Here is an 18,080-nt window from a genome sequence, read left to right on the forward strand (position 1 = left end):
ATGGCTAAGCAACCAGGATTAGATTTTCAAAGTGCCAAGGGTGGATTTGGTGAACTAAAACGCAGACTTCTGTTTGTTATTGGTGCACTGATTGTCTTCCGTATTGGCTCTTTTATTCCGATCCCTGGTATCGATGCCACTGTACTTGCCAAACTGCTTGAACAACAGCGTGGCACCATCATTGAGATGTTTAACATGTTCTCTGGTGGTGCGCTTAGCCGTGCTTCTATTTTTGCTCTGGGTATCATGCCGTATATTTCGGCATCAATTATCATCCAGTTGCTGACGGTGGTTCATCCGGCGTTAGCGGAAATTAAGAAGGAAGGGGAGGCTGGCCGTCGTAAGATTAGTCAGTACACCCGTTACGGTACGTTGGTACTGGCAATATTCCAGTCGATCGGTATTGCTACTGGTCTACCGAATATGCCTGGAATGCAAGGCCTGGTGTTAAATCCAGGCTTTCCATTCTACTTTACCGCTGTTGTGAGTCTGGTCACAGGAACGATGTTCCTGATGTGGCTGGGTGAACAGATTACTGAGCGTGGTATCGGGAACGGTATCTCAATCATTATCTTCGCTGGTATTGTTGCGGGGTTGCCGCCGGCCATTGGCCATACTATCGAGCAAGCGCGGCAAGGCGACCTGCACTTCCTCCTGTTGCTGTTGGTTGCAGTTCTCGTATTTGCAGTGACCTTCTTCGTTGTTTACGTTGAGCGTGGTCAACGCCGTATTGTGGTGAACTATGCGAAACGTCAGCAAGGTCGTCGTGTCTATGCAGCACAGAGCACGCACTTACCGTTGAAAGTAAATATGGCCGGCGTTATTCCTGCTATCTTTGCTTCCAGCATCATTCTGTTCCCGGCGACGATTGCATCGTGGTTTGGGGGCGGTACCGGTTGGAGCTGGTTGACTACAATTTCTATGTATTTACAACCAGGTCAGCCGCTGTATGTGCTACTCTATGCGACTGCAATCATCTTCTTCTGTTTCTTTTATACTGCGTTGGTGTTTAACCCACGTGAAACAGCAGATAACCTGAAGAAGTCTGGTGCATTTGTACCAGGAATTCGTCCGGGAGAGCAAACGGCGAAGTACATTGATAAAGTAATGACCCGCCTGACATTAGTTGGCGCATTGTACATTACTTTCATCTGCCTAATCCCGGAGTTCATGCGTGATGCGATGAAAGTCCCATTCTACTTCGGTGGTACATCACTGCTGATTGTAGTGGTTGTCATCATGGACTTTATGGCTCAAGTGCAAACTCTGATGATGTCAAGTCAGTATGAGTCTGCATTGAAGAAAGCAAACCTGAAAGGCTACGGTCGTTAATTCAGGCGCTTGAGAAGTTACGGAGAGTAAAAATGAAAGTTCGTGCTTCCGTCAAGAAATTATGTCGTAACTGCAAAATCATCCGTCGCGACGGTGTTGTACGTGTGATTTGTAGTGCCGAGCCAAAGCATAAACAGCGCCAAGGCTGATTTTCACATATTTTTCTTGCAAAGTCGGGTTGAGCTGGCTAGATTAGCCAGCCAATCTTTTGTATGTCTATGCGTTTCCATTTGAGTATCCTGAAAACGGGCTTTTCGGCATGGAACGCATATTTAAATAGTAGGAGTGCATAGTGGCCCGTATAGCAGGCATTAACATTCCTGATCAGAAGCATACCGTGATCGCGTTAACTTCGATTTACGGCATCGGCAAAACCCGCTCACAGGCTATCTGTGCGGCAACGGGTATCGCTGAAAATGTGAAGATCAGTGAGCTGTCTGAAGAACAAATCGACATTCTGCGTGATGAAGTTGCTAAGTTCGTCGTTGAAGGCGATCTGCGTCGTGAAGTCACCCTGAGCATCAAGCGTCTGATGGACCTTGGTTGCTATCGTGGTTTGCGTCATCGTCGTGGTCTTCCAGTGCGCGGTCAGCGTACCAAGACCAACGCACGTACCCGTAAGGGTCCGCGTAAACCGATCAAGAAATAATCGGGGTGATTGAATAATGGCAAAGGCACCAGTTCGTGCACGTAAGCGTGTAAGAAAACAAGTCTCTGATGGCGTGGCTCATGTCCATGCTTCTTTTAACAACACCATCGTGACCATTACCGATCGTCAGGGTAACGCGCTGGGTTGGGCAACTGCCGGTGGTTCCGGTTTCCGTGGTTCTCGTAAATCTACGCCGTTCGCAGCCCAAGTGGCAGCTGAGCGTTGCGCAGAAGCCGTGAAAGATTACGGTATTAAGAACCTGGAAGTTATGGTTAAGGGTCCAGGTCCAGGACGCGAATCAACGATTCGTGCTCTGAACGCTGCTGGTTTCCGCATCACGAATATTACTGATGTGACTCCGATCCCTCACAACGGTTGTCGTCCGCCGAAAAAACGTCGCGTATAACGCTCGTTTTTAGGAATGTTGGAGAAAGAAAATGGCAAGATATTTGGGTCCTAAGCTCAAGCTGAGCCGTCGCGAGGGTACAGACCTTTTCCTGAAGTCTGGCGTTCGCGCGATTGATACCAAGTGTAAGATTGAACAAGCTCCTGGCCAGCACGGTGCGCGTAAACCGCGTCTGTCTGACTATGGCGTACAGTTACGTGAAAAGCAGAAAGTTCGCCGTATGTACGGTGTACTGGAGCGTCAGTTCCGTAACTATTACAAAGAAGCAGCACGTCTGAAAGGCAACACGGGTGAAAACCTGTTAGCTCTGCTGGAAGGTCGTCTGGATAACGTAGTTTATCGTATGGGCTTTGGTGCCACTCGTGCGGAAGCACGTCAGTTGGTAAGCCATAAATCTATCATGGTAAACGGCCGCGTTGTTAGCATCGCTTCTTATCAGGTAACTCCGAATGACGTTGTTAGCATCCGTGAGAAAGCCAAAAAGCAATCTCGCGTGAAAGCCGCTCTGGAGCTGGCTGAACAGCGTGAAAAGCCAACCTGGCTGGAAGTTGATGCGACTAAGATGGAAGGTGTGTTCAAACGTATTCCTGAACGTACCGATCTGTCTGCGGACATTAACGAACACCTGATCGTCGAGCTTTACTCCAAGTAAAGCTTAGTACCAAAGAGAGGACACAATGCAGGGTTCTGTGACAGAGTTTCTAAAACCGCGCCTGGTAGATATCGAGCAAGTGAGTTCGACGCACGCCAAGGTGACCCTTGAGCCTTTAGAGCGTGGCTTTGGCCATACTCTTGGTAACGCACTGCGCCGTATTCTGCTTTCATCCATGCCGGGTTGCGCGGTGACCGAGGTTGAAATTGATGGTGTACTGCATGAGTACAGCACCAAAGAGGGTGTACAGGAAGATATCCTGGAAATCCTACTCAACCTGAAAGGGCTTGCGGTAAGAGTTCAAGGCAAAGATGAAGTTATTCTAACCCTGAATAAATCTGGCATTGGCCCTGTGACTGCAGCCGATATCACCCATGATGGTGATGTCGAAATCGTCAAGCCGCAGCACGTGATCTGCCACCTGACCGATGAAAACGCATCTATTAGTATGCGTATCAAAGTTCAGCGCGGTCGCGGTTATGTGCCGGCTTCTGCCCGAATTCATTCGGAAGAAGATGAGCGCCCGATCGGTCGTCTGTTGGTTGACGCCTGCTATAGCCCTGTAGACCGTATTGCCTACAATGTTGAAGCAGCGCGTGTAGAACAGCGTACTGACCTGGACAAGCTGGTCATCGAAATGGAAACCAACGGCACTATTGATCCTGAAGAAGCGATCCGCCGTGCGGCTACCATCCTGGCAGAACAACTTGAAGCTTTCGTTGACTTACGTGATGTACGTCAGCCGGAGATCAAAGAAGAGAAACCAGAATTCGATCCGATCCTGCTGCGCCCTGTTGACGATCTGGAATTGACTGTCCGCTCTGCTAACTGCCTTAAGGCAGAAGCTATCCACTACATCGGTGATCTGGTACAGCGTACCGAGGTTGAGCTGCTTAAAACGCCTAACCTTGGTAAAAAATCTCTTACCGAGATTAAAGATGTGCTGGCTTCTCGTGGTCTGTCTCTGGGCATGCGCCTGGAAAACTGGCCGCCCGCTAGCATCGCTGATGAATAACCCGATCACAGGTTAAGGTTTCACTGAGAAGGATAAGGTCATGCGCCATCGTAAGAGTGGTCGTCAACTGAACCGCAACAGCAGCCATCGTCAGGCTATGTTCCGCAACATGGCTGGCTCTTTGGTTCGTCATGAGATCATCAAGACGACCCTGCCAAAAGCGAAAGAGCTGCGTCGTGTAGTTGAGCCGCTGATTACTCTTGCCAAGACCGACAGCGTAGCTAATCGTCGTCTGGCATTCGCCCGTACTCGTGATAACGAGATCGTGGCAAAACTGTTTAACGAGTTGGGCCCGCGTTTCGCGGCCCGTACTGGTGGTTACACTCGCATTCTGAAGTGTGGCTTCCGTGCTGGTGACAACGCTCCGATGGCTTACATCGAGCTGGTTGATCGTCCAGAAGCTCAAGCAGAAGCTGCTGCAGAGTAATCTACAGCAACGTGAAAAAACCGGGCTTGCCCGGTTTTTTTATATCTAAAATTCCTCGTACGTCCTCTTCGATATTTAGTTATGCTGTCAGTGTTAACCGGTTTATAGCTGGAGGAGACAACGTGGCTGATTGACCAACTTGCCGAACAAAAAATGTGTAGCGCACAGGAAAAAGGCGAGTTTGATAATTTGGCTGGTCAGGGAAAACCGTTGATACTTGACGATAATAGTCATGTTCCTGCCGAGCTCCGTACTGCTTATCGATTACTCAAAAATTCAGGGTATCTTCCTCCTGAACTCGAAATGCGTCGGGAAGCGATTGAACTTGATTCCTTACTCAGAAAGTTTAACCCTGCTGAGAGCGACTATGATGTGAAGAATAAGCGCTTAATATTGCTTGAAATGAAACTTCGGCAGGCCGGGATGAGTACCGCATTTCTTTCTACCGAATATCAGCAGCAGCTGCAACGAAAGTTTGCAAAGGAGGAATAATGTATCGTATTGGACAGCTTGCTAAGCTGGCGGATGTTACGCCGGATACTATTCGTTACTACGAAAAGCAGCAGATGATGGGGCACGAAATTCGCACCGAGGGCGGTTTCCGGCTCTATACGGATAATGATCTACAGCGGTTGCGGTTTATCCGCTATGCCCGTCAGTTGGGTTTTACTTTAGAAGCCATTCGGGAACTGCTCTCGATTCGCGTCGATCCTGAACATCATACCTGTCAGGAGTCGAAGAATATTGTGCAGTCGCGGCTGAATGAAGTTGAGGCCAGAATTGCAGAGCTGCAGCATATGCAGCGTTCGCTGCAAAAGTTGAGTGCGGCCTGTTGCGGTAGCGAGCACAGCAGTGCCTATTGTTCAATTCTGGAGACGCTGGAGTCGGGCGCATCGGGGCAGGAAACAGGAGCTCATCATCATTGTTGATTTTTACCTTATCAGCACCTATTCTGCAGTTTCATACCATAAGGAGCTACTATGTCAGGTTATCAACACAAAAAAGGGGTTATCCGGGATAACGCCCTGGAAGCGTTATTACACGACCCACTGTTTCGGGCTCGTATCGAAGTGAATCAAAAAGGGAACGGAAGTTACAAAAGGAAAGATAAACATATGAAGAAAGGTAACTGGGAGGCCAGTGGTAAAGAAAGCTTTACCACTGGCCTTCTACTTAAGACCGCAGTACGACCCGTTCTGCTCTCCTCCCTGAAAGCGTATCACAGTATTACGCGTGCACTAAGAATTTTGGAAATAGCCGGCCAACGCGGCTGCAGCGCCCGATCATCCAGTATTCCAGCGTAATAATGTAGTTCCAGCCAGATGTTAACCAACTATAACGGGTCTCAGACAGATCTCTGCGTACTGGATACAGTTGTAGCTGTGCGTTTAATACATCAAGGTTAATACGTTCTTGGATCTGACTGAGTTAGCAGTAACCCAGCCCCGCCGCAATTTAATGTTTTCCGTCATACTGCATGCAAGTTGCTGGTGACGGTCAGTCACCCAAATTGCTAACTCAAGTCAGTTTCTCGGGATTATTTCCTTTGCCGCTGGCTTACAGTTTGAGTTTAAGGGATATAAAATAAAACCTCTTCCAACCGGAAGAGGTTTTAAAAAAACTGCGGAGAGCAAGCTTACTTGTTCTGCTGCTTAAGCAGGTCGCGGATCTCCGCAAGTAAGACTTCTTCTGCGCCAGGTTTGGCAACAACTTCCTCAACTTCTTTTTTCTTATACAGTTTATTCATTAATTTAATTGCCATAAAGATGGCAAAAGCCACAATAAGGAAATCAAAAATAGACTGGATAAATACGCCGTATTCCATGACTACGGCAGGAACATCACCTGCAGCGGGTTTAAGTACCCAGGTAAACTGCTTGAAATCGACCCCGCCAATCAACAGTCCCAGTGGCGGCATAATAATATTTGCTACCAGGGAAGAGACAATTTTACCAAACGCTGCGCCAATAATAACACCCACTGCCAGATCGACGACGTTGCCACGCATTGCAAAGTCGCGAAACTCTTTGAATAAACTCATTGTTATCTCCTTTCCTATGCCAATCGCTAAAGTTTAACAAATCATTGATCTTTTGCCATCGCTACAACGTAATGGGTCATATTTTCCTGCTACTGGTTTTATCAAGTTACAGGATCTGTGTCGCTTCCCCTCTTCATGCAATGTGAAAAATCTCGTTACCCTACAGGAAAAAAGGACTCGGCTGGAAAAGACGCTCAACATCCGGCACAAATTTCTTATCTGTCAGGAACATAATAACGTGGTCACCTTGCTCAATACGTAAGTTATCGTTGGCGATCATCACGTCATTACCGCGCACGACGGCGCCAATAATCGTGCCCGGCGGTAGCTTAATGTCATCGATTGGTCGACCAACAACACGCGACGTGGTTTCATCACCATGAGCGATCGCCTCGATGGCTTCGGCAATCCCACGGCGTAATGAGGAAACGCTGACAATGTCTGCTTTACGCACGTGGCCCAGCAAGGCGGATATGGTTGCCTGCTGTGGTGATATGGCAATATCAATCACGCTCCCCTGAACCAGATCGACATAGGCACGACGTTGGATCAACACCATCACTTTCTTCGCGCCCATTTTCTTGGCCAGCATGGCTGACATAATATTGGCTTCATCGTCGTTAGTGATTGCGATAAACAGGTCAACCTGATCGATATGCTCTTCTGCCAGTAACTCCTGATCGGAAGCATCGCCATAAAATACAATGGTATCTTGCAACTGCTCCGCCAATTCAGCGGCACGCTGCTGATTTCTTTCAATTAATTTAACACTGTAGTTTTTTTCCAGCTTTTGTGCCAGACCAAAGCCAATATTGCCGCCACCGACGATCATGATCCGCTTATAGGGTTTCTCCAGACGTTGAAGTTCACTCATAACGGCGCGGATATGCTGGCTTGCCGCAATAAAGAAAACTTCGTCGCCGGCTTCAACTATGGTCGACCCTTGCGGCCGGATGGGACGGTCCTGACGAAAAATAGCAGCGACTCGCGTATCGATATGAGGCATGTGATCGCGCATGATCGACAGTGCATTCCCCACCAGTGGTCCTCCGTAATAGGCTTTGACCACGGCGAGGCTGACTTTGCCTTCGGCAAAATTGACCACCTGAAGCGCCCCGGGATACTGAATAAGGCGGTATATGTTATCGATAACCAATTGTTCTGGCGAAATCAGGTGATCGATAGGCACTGCGTCAGGAACAAAAAGTTTATCAGCATCACGGATATAATCAGGAGCGCGAATACGTGCAATACGATTGGGGGTATTAAATAGTGAATAAGCGACCTGGCAGGCTATCATATTGGTTTCATCTGAGCTGGTGACTGCCACCAACATATCGGCATCTGCAGCACCGGCTTCCCTTAGCACGCGTGGATGTGAGCCATGTCCCTGGACGACGCGCAGATCAAATTTATCCTGTAGCTGGCGAAGGCGTAAGGGATCGGTATCGACAACGGTAATATCGTTGTTTTCCCCCACAAGATTTTCTGCCAGTGTTCCGCCGACCTGGCCGGCGCCGAGAATGATAATTTTCATTGTTGTTTCAGCTTATTCCGTCTTACTTATACCGGTGTTATTTCGGGTTGCAGGTGCGTGAGCGCGTTTTATTTAGCCGGCCTGTCCGTGAGCACAGTTGCCTTCCCTACTGATATCTTGAGTGATTTCTCAGTCATCAGAGCGGCATGTGCTCGACGGAAAATCACTGCTTTATTAGCTTAGCGTAAAAGAAACCATCGCCGCCCTGTGGATGTGGAAGCACTTGTTTACCCGGCAGGGGGCTATCAGTGACCGGCTGGTGAATAGCATCCTTATGGCGCTGTAAAAATGCGCTAATTTGCTGATGATTTTCTTCAGGTAATACTGAACAGGTAGCATAGAGTAAGGTGCCGCCCGTTTTTAAACTTGGCCAGATGGCATCCAGAATTTGTGATTGCAGGGCCGTGAGTTCAGCGATATCTCGATCGCGTCGTAGCCATTTGATATCCGGATGGCGGCGAATCACGCCTGTGGCGGAGCAGGGAGCATCCAGCAGAATCCGATCAAACTGCCTGTTTTCACTCCATTGTTCCGGGTAACGACCGTCACCCACTTTAACCTCTGCGGCCATATTCAGCCGTGCCAGATTCGCTTTCACGCGAGCCAGCCGTTGTGCATCAATATCTACCGCCATCACTTTTGCCTGCGGTGCAGCTTCCAGTATATGGGTAGTCTTACCGCCTGGTGCTGCACAAAGGTCGAGGATCGTTTCGCCGTTTTGAGGATCAAGCAGGGCTATGCAGCCTTGAGCGGAAGCGTCCTGAACTGTCACCCAGCCTTTATCGAATCCCGGCAGTTGATTAACGGATGTTGGCTCCTCCAGCCGTAAAGCATCATCGTAGTCGGAATGGGCTTCGGCATTTTTCCCCTGTTCCTGCAGCATCGCGAGCCATGCATCGCGTGTGTGATGCTGGCGATTTACCCGCAGCCACATCGGTGGCCGCATATTGTTTGCCTCAATAATCTGTTGCCAGTCGTCAGGCCATGCCCGCTGCAGGCGCTCAAGCAACCATTTAGGATGTAAATATTTTTGTGGTCCATCGCCCATTTCCTGCGTCAGTATTTCCTGCTGGCGCTGAAACTGGCGCAGGACGCCATTAATCAATCCTTTGAGTTTCTCCCGCTTTAGTACCACTGCGCCTTCAACCGTTTCTGCCAGTGCAGCATGGGCCGGTATACGGGTAAACATCAGCTGATAAAGGCCGACCATAATAAGAAAGTGAATAGTGCGTTGCTTGCCTGTCATAGGGCGTGACATCAGCTTGCCGATAATCCATTCGAGTTGAGGCAGGGTGCGTAGCACACCGAAACAGAGTTCCTGCAGCAATGCGCTATCTTTTTCGGATAAAGGTTTTTGCGCAGTGGGTAGGACGTTACTAAGTGACTGTCCCTGTTCAACCACGCGCTCAATGGTTTGCGCCGCAAGACTGCGGAGATTGATCTGTTTTTTCATATTTAGGTCGTCTTTAAACAAAAGCCCGACGTTGGGTCGGGCTAAAGGATCAGGCAAGGAGAGTGCCTTGTATGAACCAGTCGCGGCGGGAGTTCAGCAAATCTTGCGCTTTCATCGCTTTTTTGCCGGCTGGCTGTAGCTCTTCGATATTGAGGATGCCGTTAGCGGTTGCGACCTGGATGCCGTTTTTATCGGTATGCATGATTTCACCAGGCTGTCCTTTAACACTATGCGGCAGTACGCTGGCTTTCCACACCTTAACGGGCATCTCTTCAATCACAAAATAGCTCATCGGCCATGGATTAAAAGCACGGATACAGCGCTCCAGTTGCGCGGCTGACAGCGTCCAGTCAAGGCGGGCTTCTTCCTTACTGAGTTTTTCGGCGTAGCTGACCAGCGCCTCGTTCTGTACTTCTGGCGCCCCCGTGCCTGCGGATAATTGCTGCAGCGTGGACAGCATGCCTTCAGGCCCCAGAGTGGCGAGTTTATCGTACAGTGTTGCGCTGGTATCGTTGTGCTCAATCGGACAAGCCAACTTATGGAGCATATCACCGGTATCAAGCCCAACGTCCATCTGCATAATGGTGATACCGGTCTCGCTGTCACCGGCCCAAAGGGCTCGCTGAATCGGTGCCGCACCGCGCCAGCGCGGCAGCAGAGAACCATGCACGTTGATGCAGCCCAAGCGCGGCATGTCTAGCACCGCTTTGGGCAGAATTAATCCATAGGCGACGACAACCATGACATCGGCATCCAGGCTGGCAATCAGTTGCTGATTCACTTCAGGACGTAGCGACGTAGGTTGAAACACTGGGATATTATGCTGCAGCGCCAGGTTTTTTACCGGACTTGGCGTTAATTTATTCCCACGACCAGCTGGCCGGTCGGGCTGGGTAAATACACCAATAACCTGGTGTTCGGAAGCTAACAGCGCGTCAAGATGACGCGCTGCAAAATCAGGTGTACCGGCAAAAATAAGCTTTAATGAATCGGACACATTATTCCCTTCACGATGATGCAATCAGGCACGGGTATTCAGTCGGGCCATCTTTTCCAGCTTCTGACGGATGCGTTGACGTTTCATTGGCGAAAGATAATCAATGAAAAGCTTGCCGACAAGGTGATCCATCTCATGCTGAATACAGATAGCCAGCAGACCATCCGCTTCCAGCTCAAAGGTGTTTCCTTCGCGATCCAGGGCACGTACTTTTACTTTTTCAGAGCGTGGCACCAGGGCGCGTTGCTCAGGAATTGACAGGCAACCTTCTTCGATGCCTGTCTCACCGCATTTATCCAGCATTTCAGGATTGATCAGAACTAAGCGCTCATCGCGATTTTCCGAAACGTCAATCACGATAATGCGCTGATGAATATCAACCTGTGTTGCGGCCAGGCCAATGCCTTCTTCGGCATACATCGTCTCGAACATATCATCAACGATACGCTGAATATCTGCATTCACTTCTTTAACTGGCTTTGCGACGATGCGAAGACGCTCGTCAGGAAAATGTAATACCTGCAAAACTGACATAACTTTCCAGATCTGTGTTCAAGGGATAAAAGAATTATTGCCCTTATTGTAGACATTTCGCACGCTGATTGACAGCATTCGTAGCGATGAGTACCGCACCGCGGTGCTGCAAGTTTACAGGGATAGTAACGTGACACCGACGGAGATTTGGTTACGCCTGTCAGGGATAAAAAGGTTAGCGGGGGGAGGGATGTTACGTGTTGCCACCCAATTAATTGCCCAAGGCGATTTTACTGCTTCTGCCCTCGCGGCGGCGGGGCTTGATCGGCAACAGGCTGATTGGTTTAACGCAACGCGTGACAAGGAGCTCACGAGAACCCTTCGCTGGCTTGATGAGCCGGGGCATTACCTGGTCACCGCAGACAGTGAGCTATATCCAGCCCGGTTGAAAAATATTAGCCGCTTTCCCGCGCTGCTATTTGTGGTGGGTGATCCGCAGTTGCTTGCTTCAACACAATTGGCGGTGGTGGGTAGCCGTAACTGTTCACATTATGGGCGTGAATGGGGCGCATTTTTCTCTCAGGCGCTGGCGGTAAGCGGCCTTACCATTACCAGTGGTTTAGCGCTGGGTATTGATGCCGTTGCACATCGTGCTGCACTGGATGTTAAAGGTAAAACTCTCGCCGTATTGGGCAATGGGCTGAGATCGGTTTATCCGAAAAGGCACCGCTACCTGGCAGAGGAGATTATTGCTGGTGGCGGCACGTTAATTTCTGAGTTCCCTCTGGACGCACCACCGCTGGCGATGCATTTTCCGCGCAGGAATCGAATTATCAGCGGGTTAAGCGTCGGTGTTCTGGTTGTGGAAGCCTCAGTGCGCAGCGGCTCGCTGGTAACGGCGCGCTATGCGCTGGAACAAAATCGCGATGTTTATGCGCTACCCGGCGCGTTAGGCAATAAAGGCAGTGAAGGAGGGCACTGGCTCATTCAACAAGGCGCCCTGCTGGTTGCTCATCCCAATAATATCCTCGAACAGATACAAAGCGATTTCAATTGGCTGCCTTTTTTGCCACAGGATGCAATATATTCTTCAGACAATACCGAAGGTCCATTGCCATTTGCTGATGTGTTGGCTAACGTAGGAGATGAGGTTACACCTGTTGACGTCGTCGCTGAACGTGCCGGCCAACCTGTGCCAGCTATTGTAGCCAAATTGCTTGAGCTGGAGTTAGCAGGATGGATCGCAGCTGTACCCGGCGGCTATGTCCGATTGAGGAGGGCATGCCATGTTCGACGTACTAATGTACTTATTTGAAACCTATATCCACAACGAAGCAGAGATGCGAGTTGATCAGGATAAACTGACTGATGATTTAGCTGATGCGGGTTTTCATCGTGAAGATATTTATAATGCGTTGAACTGGCTGGAAAAGCTTGCGGATTATCAGGACGGACTGACCGCCCCGATTTTGCTTGCTGCCGATCCGCTGTCAATGCGTATCTATACCGAAGAAGAGAGCCAGCGGCTTGATGCGAATTGCCGGGGGTTTATTCTATTTCTGGAGCAGATACAAGTACTTAATCTCGAAACGCGGGAAATGGTTATTGAGCGCATTATGGCTCTGGATACCCTCGAGTTCGATCTGGAAGATCTCAAATGGGTCGTGTTGATGGTTCTGTTTAATATCCCCGGATGTGAAAACGCCTATCAGCAGATGGAAGAGCTACTTTTCGACGTCAATGAAGGAATGCTGCACTGAAGATTGTTTTCGTGTACACAACGCTATGAATAAAACAGCGCTTTTCGCTGTGCGAAAAAATGAACCCTGCCCTCAATGTGGGGCAGAACTGACTATCCGTTCAGGAAAGCACGGTGCTTTTTTGGGATGTTCAGATTACCCGGCATGTGATTATGTTCGCCCGTTAAAAAATCAGGTTGATGGGCATGTTGTTAAAGTCCTGGAAGGACAGCACTGCCCTGAGTGTCAGTCTGAGCTGGTGCTGCGTCAGGGGCGTTACGGTATGTTTATCGGTTGTAGCAATTATCCGACATGTGAGCATACGGAGGTTATCGATCGCCCGGACGCGACGACCATTCCTTGCCCGCAATGTCAGCAGGGGAAACTTGTTCAGCGACGTTCACGCTATGGAAAGACGTTTCACTCATGCGATCGCTACCCTGATTGCCAGTTTACCGTGAACTTTACGCCCATCGAAGGCACGTGTGAATTCTGCCATTTTTCCCTCCTTATCGAGAAAAAAACCGCTCAGGGCCTCAAGCGTCTTTGTGCAAGTAAAGCCTGTGGTAAACCCGTGAGCTTAGGAAGCAGCAGTGAAGAATAGTGTTTTAGACGACTCCGTTGAAATCTGTGTTGAACAACTGCGTAAGCAGTCGGTTATTGCTTACCCGACCGAAGCCGTTTTTGGACTGGGTTGCGACCCCGATAGTGAAACTGCGGTTTTACAACTTTTGGCATTAAAGCAGCGCCCGGTTGAAAAGGGGCTAATTCTGATTGCTTCCGATTATCAGCAGCTTGAGCCTTATATTTCCGATCGTGAGCTATCGGTAGCGCAACGTGAAAGAATGTTTGCCAGTTGGCCTGGCCCCGTAACCTGGGTGGTACCCGCAACGTCACAAACCCCCCGCTGGTTGACTGGACGGTTTGACTCTCTGGCCGTACGCGTCAGTAATCATCCTGACGTGCAACAACTTTGTCGCGCTTTTGGTAAGCCTGTCGTGTCAACCAGCGCAAATTTATCCGGTCTGGAACCCTGCCGCTCGTCCGAGGAAGTTCGTCAGCAATTTGGTGCAGATTTCCCTGTACTGGAGGGCAAAACAGGCGGGCGACTGAATCCTTCGGAAATTCGTGATGTCATCAGTGGCGAACAGATTCGCAAGGGATAAAATTATGCTGGAAACCTTCGCCGTCTTTGGCAACCCGATTAATCACAGCAAATCGCCGCGTATCCATCAATTATTTGCTGAACAGACGGGAATTGCGCATTCCTACGGGCGTATCTGTGCGCCGGTAGAGGCGTTTGAAAAAACGCTGATGCAATTTTTCTCTCAAAGTGGCCGTGGTGCAAACGTCACGATGCCTTTTAAACAAGAGGCTTTTGCACTTGCTGATGAATTAACCGAGCGTGCGGCACTGGCCGGTGCCGTGAATACCTTAAAAAAAATGAGCGATGGCCGTTTAATCGGAGATAACACGGATGGCATTGGGTTATTAACCGACCTTCAGCGACTCAATTTAATTAAACCTACGGATAAGATCCTGCTAGTGGGGGCAGGTGGCGCGGCGCGTGGAGTGATTCTACCGTTACTTTCTTTTGGCTGCGCTATCACCATCGCTAACCGCACGCTACAACGAGCTGAAGATCTCGCGGATCTGTTTCAACACACTGGCGATATTCAGGCTTGCGCACTGGATAAACTTAATAGCAGAGACATTGATCTGATCATTAATGCCACATCAAGCGGCGTGAATGGTGATATCCCTGAGATACCCGCAGCGCTTGTCACGTCAGACACGCGATGCTATGACATGTTTTATCAGACGGGGGAGACGCCCTTTTTACAATGGTGTCAAAAATACGGCGCTATGCAATATGCGGAGGGATTAGGCATGCTGGTGGGCCAGGCTGCTCACTCATTCTTGCTATGGCATGAAGTCTTACCTGAAATCGCTCCGGTTATCAGCATCCTCAAGCGTGAGCTGACCGCGTGAATCAGGCTATCCAGTTTCCGGACCGGGAAGCGTGGGAAGGTGAGTACCACGCTGTATGCTTTCCTGTGCTGGTAAATGGGTTTCAGCTCACTTGTGCGATAGCGGGTGATACGTTACGGGCGCGTTATGGCAGCGATGAACCTGAAATAGATATATTCAGGGCCCACCGCTGGGACCTGGAAGAGGAAGCTGAAGTGCTAATTAAACAGCAACAGGAAGATGCTCAGGGCTGGGTTTGGTTGAGATAGTCATCTTTCCAGCCAACATAGTTATTCGATGAATATAACAGTCCGGCTATCTCTTTTTCAGTCAACGGACGTACCTTCCGGGCCGGACTACCAAGATAAAGATGACCACTCTCCAGGCGTTTACCCGGAGCGACTAAACTTCCTGCGCCAATCATCACATCATCCTCAACAATGGCACCATCCAGTAAAATAGAGCCCATCCCAACCAGAACGCGATTTCCGATTGTGCAGCCATGAAGCATGACTTTATGGCCAACGGTCACGTCCTCACCGATGATCAGAGGAAAACCTTCCGGGTTATTAGAGGATTTATGGGTAACATGCAGCACACTGCCATCTTGAATATTGCTACGCTTGCCAATGAAGACTTTATTCACATCACCGCGAATAGCAACTAATGGCCAGATACTCACATCATCTGCTAATGACACTTCACCCACGACGACGCTAGACGCATCTACCATTACCCGTTCACCAAGTTGGGGAAAAAACTGTTTAAAAGGACGTAAAACCGCTGGCATAGCTTCTCTCCGTTAATCATATGGCTCAAGCATGCGAGCCAGTTGTACATAAAACAACGATAGTTGTAATACTTCAAGTTGCTTATGGGACGTTGCTATCACGGCGATCGTTGCCCCGAACTATTGTTTCCCCCATTTACAGGGGAAGTTGTGCTGCAAAAATGCACGGATCGTGTGAGATCCAAGCAAAAAGATTGAAAACGCAGCAATCGAAATAAAAGATCTAAAAAAGGCTTGTGCAATAAATTCGGATCCCTATAATGCGCCTCCACTGACACGGAACAACGGCTTACAGGCCACCGGGTCAGAGGTTCAGAACACACTGAACCGCCAGAGAAAAAACCTCCTTAAAAAGGGTTGACTCTGAAAGAGGAAAGCGTAATATACGCCACCTCGCAGCAGCAGGCGAAGCCGCTGACTGCACCGCTCTTTAACAATTTATCAGACAATCTGTGTGGGCACTCGCAGGATTGATATCAACGTCTCCGGACGTAAAAAATATCAAGTCTTAAGAGTGAACACGTAATAAATTCATTACGACGTTTTCCTTGAGCATCGCTTCACGAGTTGAAGCAAATCAAACTTTAAATTGAAGAGTTTGATCATGGCTCAGATTGAACGCTGGCGGCAGGCCTAACACATGCAAGTCGAACGGTAGCACAGAAGAGCTTGCTCTTCGGGTGACGAGTGGCGGACGGGTGAGTAATGTCTGGGGATCTGCCCGATGGAGGGGGATAACTACTGGAAACGGTAGCTAATACCGCATAACGTCGCAAGACCAAAGTGGGGGACCTTCGGGCCTCACACCATCGGATGAACCCAGATGAGATTAGCTAGTAGGTGGGGTAACGGCTCACCTAGGCGACGATCTCTAGCTGGTCTGAGAGGATGACCAGCCACACTGGAACTGAGACACGGTCCAGACTCCTACGGGAGGCAGCAGTGGGGAATATTGCACAATGGGCGCAAGCCTGATGCAGCCATGCCGCGTGTATGAAGAAGGCCTTCGGGTTGTAAAGTACTTTCAGCGGGGAGGAAGGGAGAGAGGTTAATAACCTTTTTCATTGACGTTACCCGCAGAAGAAGCACCGGCTAACTCCGTGCCAGCAGCCGCGGTAATACGGAGGGTGCAAGCGTTAATCGGAATTACTGGGCGTAAAGCGCACGCAGGCGGTCTGTTAAGTCAGATGTGAAATCCCCGGGCTCAACCCGGGAACTGCATTTGAAACTGGCAGGCTTGAGTCTCGTAGAGGGGGGTAGAATTCCAGGTGTAGCGGTGAAATGCGTAGAGATCTGGAGGAATACCGGTGGCGAAGGCGGCCCCCTGGACGAAGACTGACGCTCAGGTGCGAAAGCGTGGGGAGCAAACAGGATTAGATACCCTGGTAGTCCACGCCGTAAACGATGTCGACTTGGAGGTTGTGCCCTTGAGGCGTGGCTTCCGGAGCTAACGCGTTAAGTCGACCGCCTGGGGAGTACGGCCGCAAGGTTAAAACTCAAATGAATTGACGGGGGCCCGCACAAGCGGTGGAGCATGTGGTTTAATTCGATGCAACGCGAAGAACCTTACCTGGTCTTGACATCCACAGAACTTTCCAGAGATGGATTGGTGCCTTCGGGAACTGTGAGACAGGTGCTGCATGGCTGTCGTCAGCTCGTGTTGTGAAATGTTGGGTTAAGTCCCGCAACGAGCGCAACCCTTATCCTTTGTTGCCAGCGGTTCGGCCGGGAACTCAAAGGAGACTGCCGGTGATAAACCGGAGGAAGGTGGGGATGACGTCAAGTCATCATGGCCCTTACGACCAGGGCTACACACGTGCTACAATGGCGCATACAAAGAGAAGCGACCTCGCGAGAGCAAGCGGACCTCATAAAGTGCGTCGTAGTCCGGATCGGAGTCTGCAACTCGACTCCGTGAAGTCGGAATCGCTAGTAATCGTGGATCAGAATGCCACGGTGAATACGTTCCCGGGCCTTGTACACACCGCCCGTCACACCATGGGAGTGGGTTGCAAAAGAAGTAGGTAGCTTAACCTTCGGGAGGGCGCTTACCACTTTGTGATTCATGACTGGGGTGAAGTCGTAACAAGGTAACCGTAGGGGAACCTGCGGTTGGATCACCTCCTTACCTGAAGATACTTTCCGGCGCAGTGTCCACAACAGATTGTCTGATGAAAAGAAACGAGCAGGATACCTTTATAGGCTTGTAGCTCAGGTGGTTAGAGCGCACCCCTGATAAGGGTGAGGTCGGTGGTTCAAGTCCACTCAGGCCTACCAAATTCTTACTCATGCTGCGTTATGCTCGCGGTCGTTTACTGAAGTAAACTTCCCGGTCGCATGCCTTGCCTGAGAAAGAATTAACTCTTGATTGAGTTTGGTAATAAAGGTCTCTGCAAGTGACTGTATGGGGCTATAGCTCAGCTGGGAGAGCGCCTGCCTTGCACGCAGGAGGTCAGCGGTTCGATCCCGCTTAGCTCCACCATATATGTCCTGAAATCCAATACTTCAGAGTGTACTGGCAACAGTATGCTGCGAAGTATTATGCTCTTTAACAATCCGGAACAAGCTGAAAATTGAAACGACACGTCGCGTCATTC

General features: G+C 49.7%; 21 protein-coding genes, 2 tRNA genes, 1 rRNA gene and 1 pseudogene. 19 read left to right on the forward strand and 6 right to left on the reverse strand.

The window, feature by feature from the left end:
• The 10 genes and pseudogenes from secY to J1C60_RS18605 all read left to right on the forward strand — a co-directional run.
• The gene (gene secY, locus J1C60_RS01895; protein WP_128178046.1) at nucleotides 1-1,332 is read left to right on the forward strand and encodes a preprotein translocase subunit SecY; all 1,332 of its coding nucleotides are present in this window, start codon (nucleotides 1-3) and stop codon (nucleotides 1,330-1,332) included.
• A gap of 32 nt (nucleotides 1,333-1,364) precedes the next feature.
• Entirely contained in the window at nucleotides 1,365-1,481 is a 117-nt protein-coding gene (rpmJ, locus tag J1C60_RS01900) for a 50S ribosomal protein L36 (protein WP_004160566.1), read from the forward strand.
• Between the two features lie 143 nt (nucleotides 1,482-1,624).
• Nucleotides 1,625-1,981 (forward strand): 30S ribosomal protein S13, encoded by a 357-nt coding sequence (gene rpsM / locus J1C60_RS01905; protein WP_128178047.1) that lies wholly within the window; start codon nucleotides 1,625-1,627, stop codon nucleotides 1,979-1,981.
• 16 nt (nucleotides 1,982-1,997) lie between these two features.
• Nucleotides 1,998-2,387 (forward strand): 30S ribosomal protein S11, encoded by a 390-nt coding sequence (gene rpsK, locus J1C60_RS01910; RefSeq protein WP_004160563.1) that lies wholly within the window; start codon nucleotides 1,998-2,000, stop codon nucleotides 2,385-2,387.
• Nucleotides 2,388-2,418: 31 nt separating this feature from the next.
• Nucleotides 2,419-3,039, forward strand: a complete 621-nt coding sequence (gene rpsD, locus J1C60_RS01915) for a 30S ribosomal protein S4 (protein ID WP_024966594.1) — start codon at nucleotides 2,419-2,421, stop codon at nucleotides 3,037-3,039.
• A gap of 25 nt (nucleotides 3,040-3,064) precedes the next feature.
• Nucleotides 3,065-4,054 carry a DNA-directed RNA polymerase subunit alpha gene (locus tag J1C60_RS01920; protein ID WP_128178049.1) on the forward strand — a complete coding sequence of 330 codons (990 nt, stop codon included), beginning with the start codon at nucleotides 3,065-3,067 and terminating at the stop codon, nucleotides 4,052-4,054.
• Nucleotides 4,055-4,094: 40 nt separating this feature from the next.
• Nucleotides 4,095-4,481, forward strand: coding sequence for a 50S ribosomal protein L17 (rplQ, locus tag J1C60_RS01925; RefSeq protein WP_128178051.1), 387 nt, complete (start codon nucleotides 4,095-4,097; stop codon nucleotides 4,479-4,481).
• Nucleotides 4,482-4,589: 108 nt separating this feature from the next.
• Nucleotides 4,590-4,973, forward strand: a complete 384-nt coding sequence (locus J1C60_RS01930; RefSeq protein ID WP_259393880.1) for a DnaJ family domain-containing protein — start codon at nucleotides 4,590-4,592, stop codon at nucleotides 4,971-4,973.
• Nucleotides 4,973-5,410 (forward strand): Zn(2+)-responsive transcriptional regulator, encoded by a 438-nt coding sequence (gene zntR, locus J1C60_RS01935; protein ID WP_128178054.1) that lies wholly within the window; start codon nucleotides 4,973-4,975, stop codon nucleotides 5,408-5,410. The genes J1C60_RS01930 and zntR overlap by 1 nt, the downstream gene beginning before the upstream one ends.
• Nucleotides 5,411-5,461: 51 nt before the next feature.
• Nucleotides 5,462-5,635 (forward strand): annotated as a pseudogene (locus J1C60_RS18605) (alternative ribosome-rescue factor A); the annotation flags it as partial.
• 482 nt (nucleotides 5,636-6,117) lie between these two features.
• Here the strand turns inward: J1C60_RS18605 and mscL are convergent.
• The 5 genes from mscL to def all read right to left on the reverse strand — a co-directional run bounded on the left by mscL (nucleotide 6,118) and on the right by def (nucleotide 11,043).
• The gene (mscL, locus tag J1C60_RS01945; protein WP_128178058.1) at nucleotides 6,118-6,522 is read right to left on the reverse strand and encodes a large-conductance mechanosensitive channel protein MscL; all 405 of its coding nucleotides are present in this window, start codon (nucleotides 6,520-6,522) and stop codon (nucleotides 6,118-6,120) included.
• A 160-nt stretch (nucleotides 6,523-6,682) separates the two neighbouring features.
• Nucleotides 6,683-8,059 carry a Trk system potassium transporter TrkA gene (gene trkA / locus J1C60_RS01950; protein ID WP_128178060.1) on the reverse strand — a complete coding sequence of 459 codons (1,377 nt, stop codon included), beginning with the start codon at nucleotides 8,057-8,059 and terminating at the stop codon, nucleotides 6,683-6,685.
• A gap of 163 nt (nucleotides 8,060-8,222) precedes the next feature.
• Complete coding sequence (gene rsmB, locus J1C60_RS01955; protein WP_128178062.1) at nucleotides 8,223-9,512, reverse strand: 16S rRNA (cytosine(967)-C(5))-methyltransferase RsmB; 1,290 nt, start codon at nucleotides 9,510-9,512, stop codon at nucleotides 8,223-8,225.
• Nucleotides 9,513-9,561: 49 nt separating this feature from the next.
• A complete protein-coding gene (fmt, locus tag J1C60_RS01960) occupies nucleotides 9,562-10,509 on the reverse strand; it encodes a methionyl-tRNA formyltransferase (RefSeq protein WP_128178064.1) in 948 nt (315 codons plus the stop codon).
• Between the two features lie 24 nt (nucleotides 10,510-10,533).
• Complete coding sequence (gene def, locus J1C60_RS01965; protein ID WP_128178066.1) at nucleotides 10,534-11,043, reverse strand: peptide deformylase; 510 nt, start codon at nucleotides 11,041-11,043, stop codon at nucleotides 10,534-10,536.
• A gap of 130 nt (nucleotides 11,044-11,173) precedes the next feature.
• Here def and dprA point away from each other — a divergent pair, with 130 nt between their 5' ends.
• Genes dprA through J1C60_RS01995 form a run of 6 tightly spaced genes read left to right on the forward strand, consistent with a single transcriptional unit; the run spans nucleotide 11,174 to nucleotide 14,962 of the window.
• On the forward strand, nucleotides 11,174-12,298 hold the full coding sequence (gene dprA / locus J1C60_RS01970) for a DNA-protecting protein DprA (protein ID WP_128178068.1): 1,125 nt from the start codon (nucleotides 11,174-11,176) through the stop codon (nucleotides 12,296-12,298).
• Entirely contained in the window at nucleotides 12,270-12,743 is a 474-nt protein-coding gene (gene smg / locus J1C60_RS01975; RefSeq protein ID WP_128178070.1) for a DUF494 family protein Smg, read from the forward strand. Before dprA ends, smg begins: the two co-directional genes overlap by 29 nt.
• Nucleotides 12,744-12,768: 25 nt before the next feature.
• A complete protein-coding gene (locus J1C60_RS01980) occupies nucleotides 12,769-13,326 on the forward strand; it encodes a DNA topoisomerase family protein (RefSeq protein WP_128178072.1) in 558 nt (185 codons plus the stop codon).
• Entirely contained in the window at nucleotides 13,316-13,888 is a 573-nt protein-coding gene (tsaC, locus tag J1C60_RS01985; RefSeq protein WP_128178073.1) for an L-threonylcarbamoyladenylate synthase type 1 TsaC, read from the forward strand. The genes J1C60_RS01980 and tsaC overlap by 11 nt, the downstream gene beginning before the upstream one ends.
• A gap of 7 nt (nucleotides 13,889-13,895) precedes the next feature.
• Nucleotides 13,896-14,714, forward strand: a complete 819-nt coding sequence (gene aroE, locus J1C60_RS01990) for a shikimate dehydrogenase (RefSeq protein ID WP_128178082.1) — start codon at nucleotides 13,896-13,898, stop codon at nucleotides 14,712-14,714.
• Nucleotides 14,711-14,962 carry a DUF1488 family protein gene (locus tag J1C60_RS01995; protein WP_128178075.1) on the forward strand — a complete coding sequence of 84 codons (252 nt, stop codon included), beginning with the start codon at nucleotides 14,711-14,713 and terminating at the stop codon, nucleotides 14,960-14,962. The genes aroE and J1C60_RS01995 overlap by 4 nt, the downstream gene beginning before the upstream one ends.
• Here J1C60_RS01995 and J1C60_RS02000 read toward each other — a convergent pair.
• On the reverse strand, nucleotides 14,938-15,483 hold the full coding sequence (locus J1C60_RS02000) for a gamma carbonic anhydrase family protein (RefSeq protein WP_128178076.1): 546 nt from the start codon (nucleotides 15,481-15,483) through the stop codon (nucleotides 14,938-14,940). The genes J1C60_RS01995 and J1C60_RS02000 overlap by 25 nt on opposite strands.
• A gap of 586 nt (nucleotides 15,484-16,069) precedes the next feature.
• On the opposite strand from J1C60_RS02000, the gene J1C60_RS02005 reads away from it, so the two are divergent.
• The 3 genes from J1C60_RS02005 to J1C60_RS02015 all read left to right on the forward strand — a co-directional run bounded on the left by J1C60_RS02005 (nucleotide 16,070) and on the right by J1C60_RS02015 (nucleotide 17,965).
• Nucleotides 16,070-17,611 (forward strand): 16S ribosomal RNA (locus J1C60_RS02005).
• Between the two features lie 72 nt (nucleotides 17,612-17,683).
• Nucleotides 17,684-17,760, forward strand: a tRNA-Ile gene (locus J1C60_RS02010).
• A gap of 129 nt (nucleotides 17,761-17,889) precedes the next feature.
• Nucleotides 17,890-17,965 (forward strand) — tRNA-Ala (locus tag J1C60_RS02015).
• The last annotated feature ends 115 nt before the right edge of the window (nucleotides 17,966-18,080 follow it).

Origin of the sequence: [Pantoea] beijingensis, from assembly GCF_022647505.1 — a bacterium.
In the GTDB taxonomy this organism is placed as follows: Bacteria; Pseudomonadota; Gammaproteobacteria; order Enterobacterales; family Enterobacteriaceae; genus Erwinia; species Erwinia beijingensis.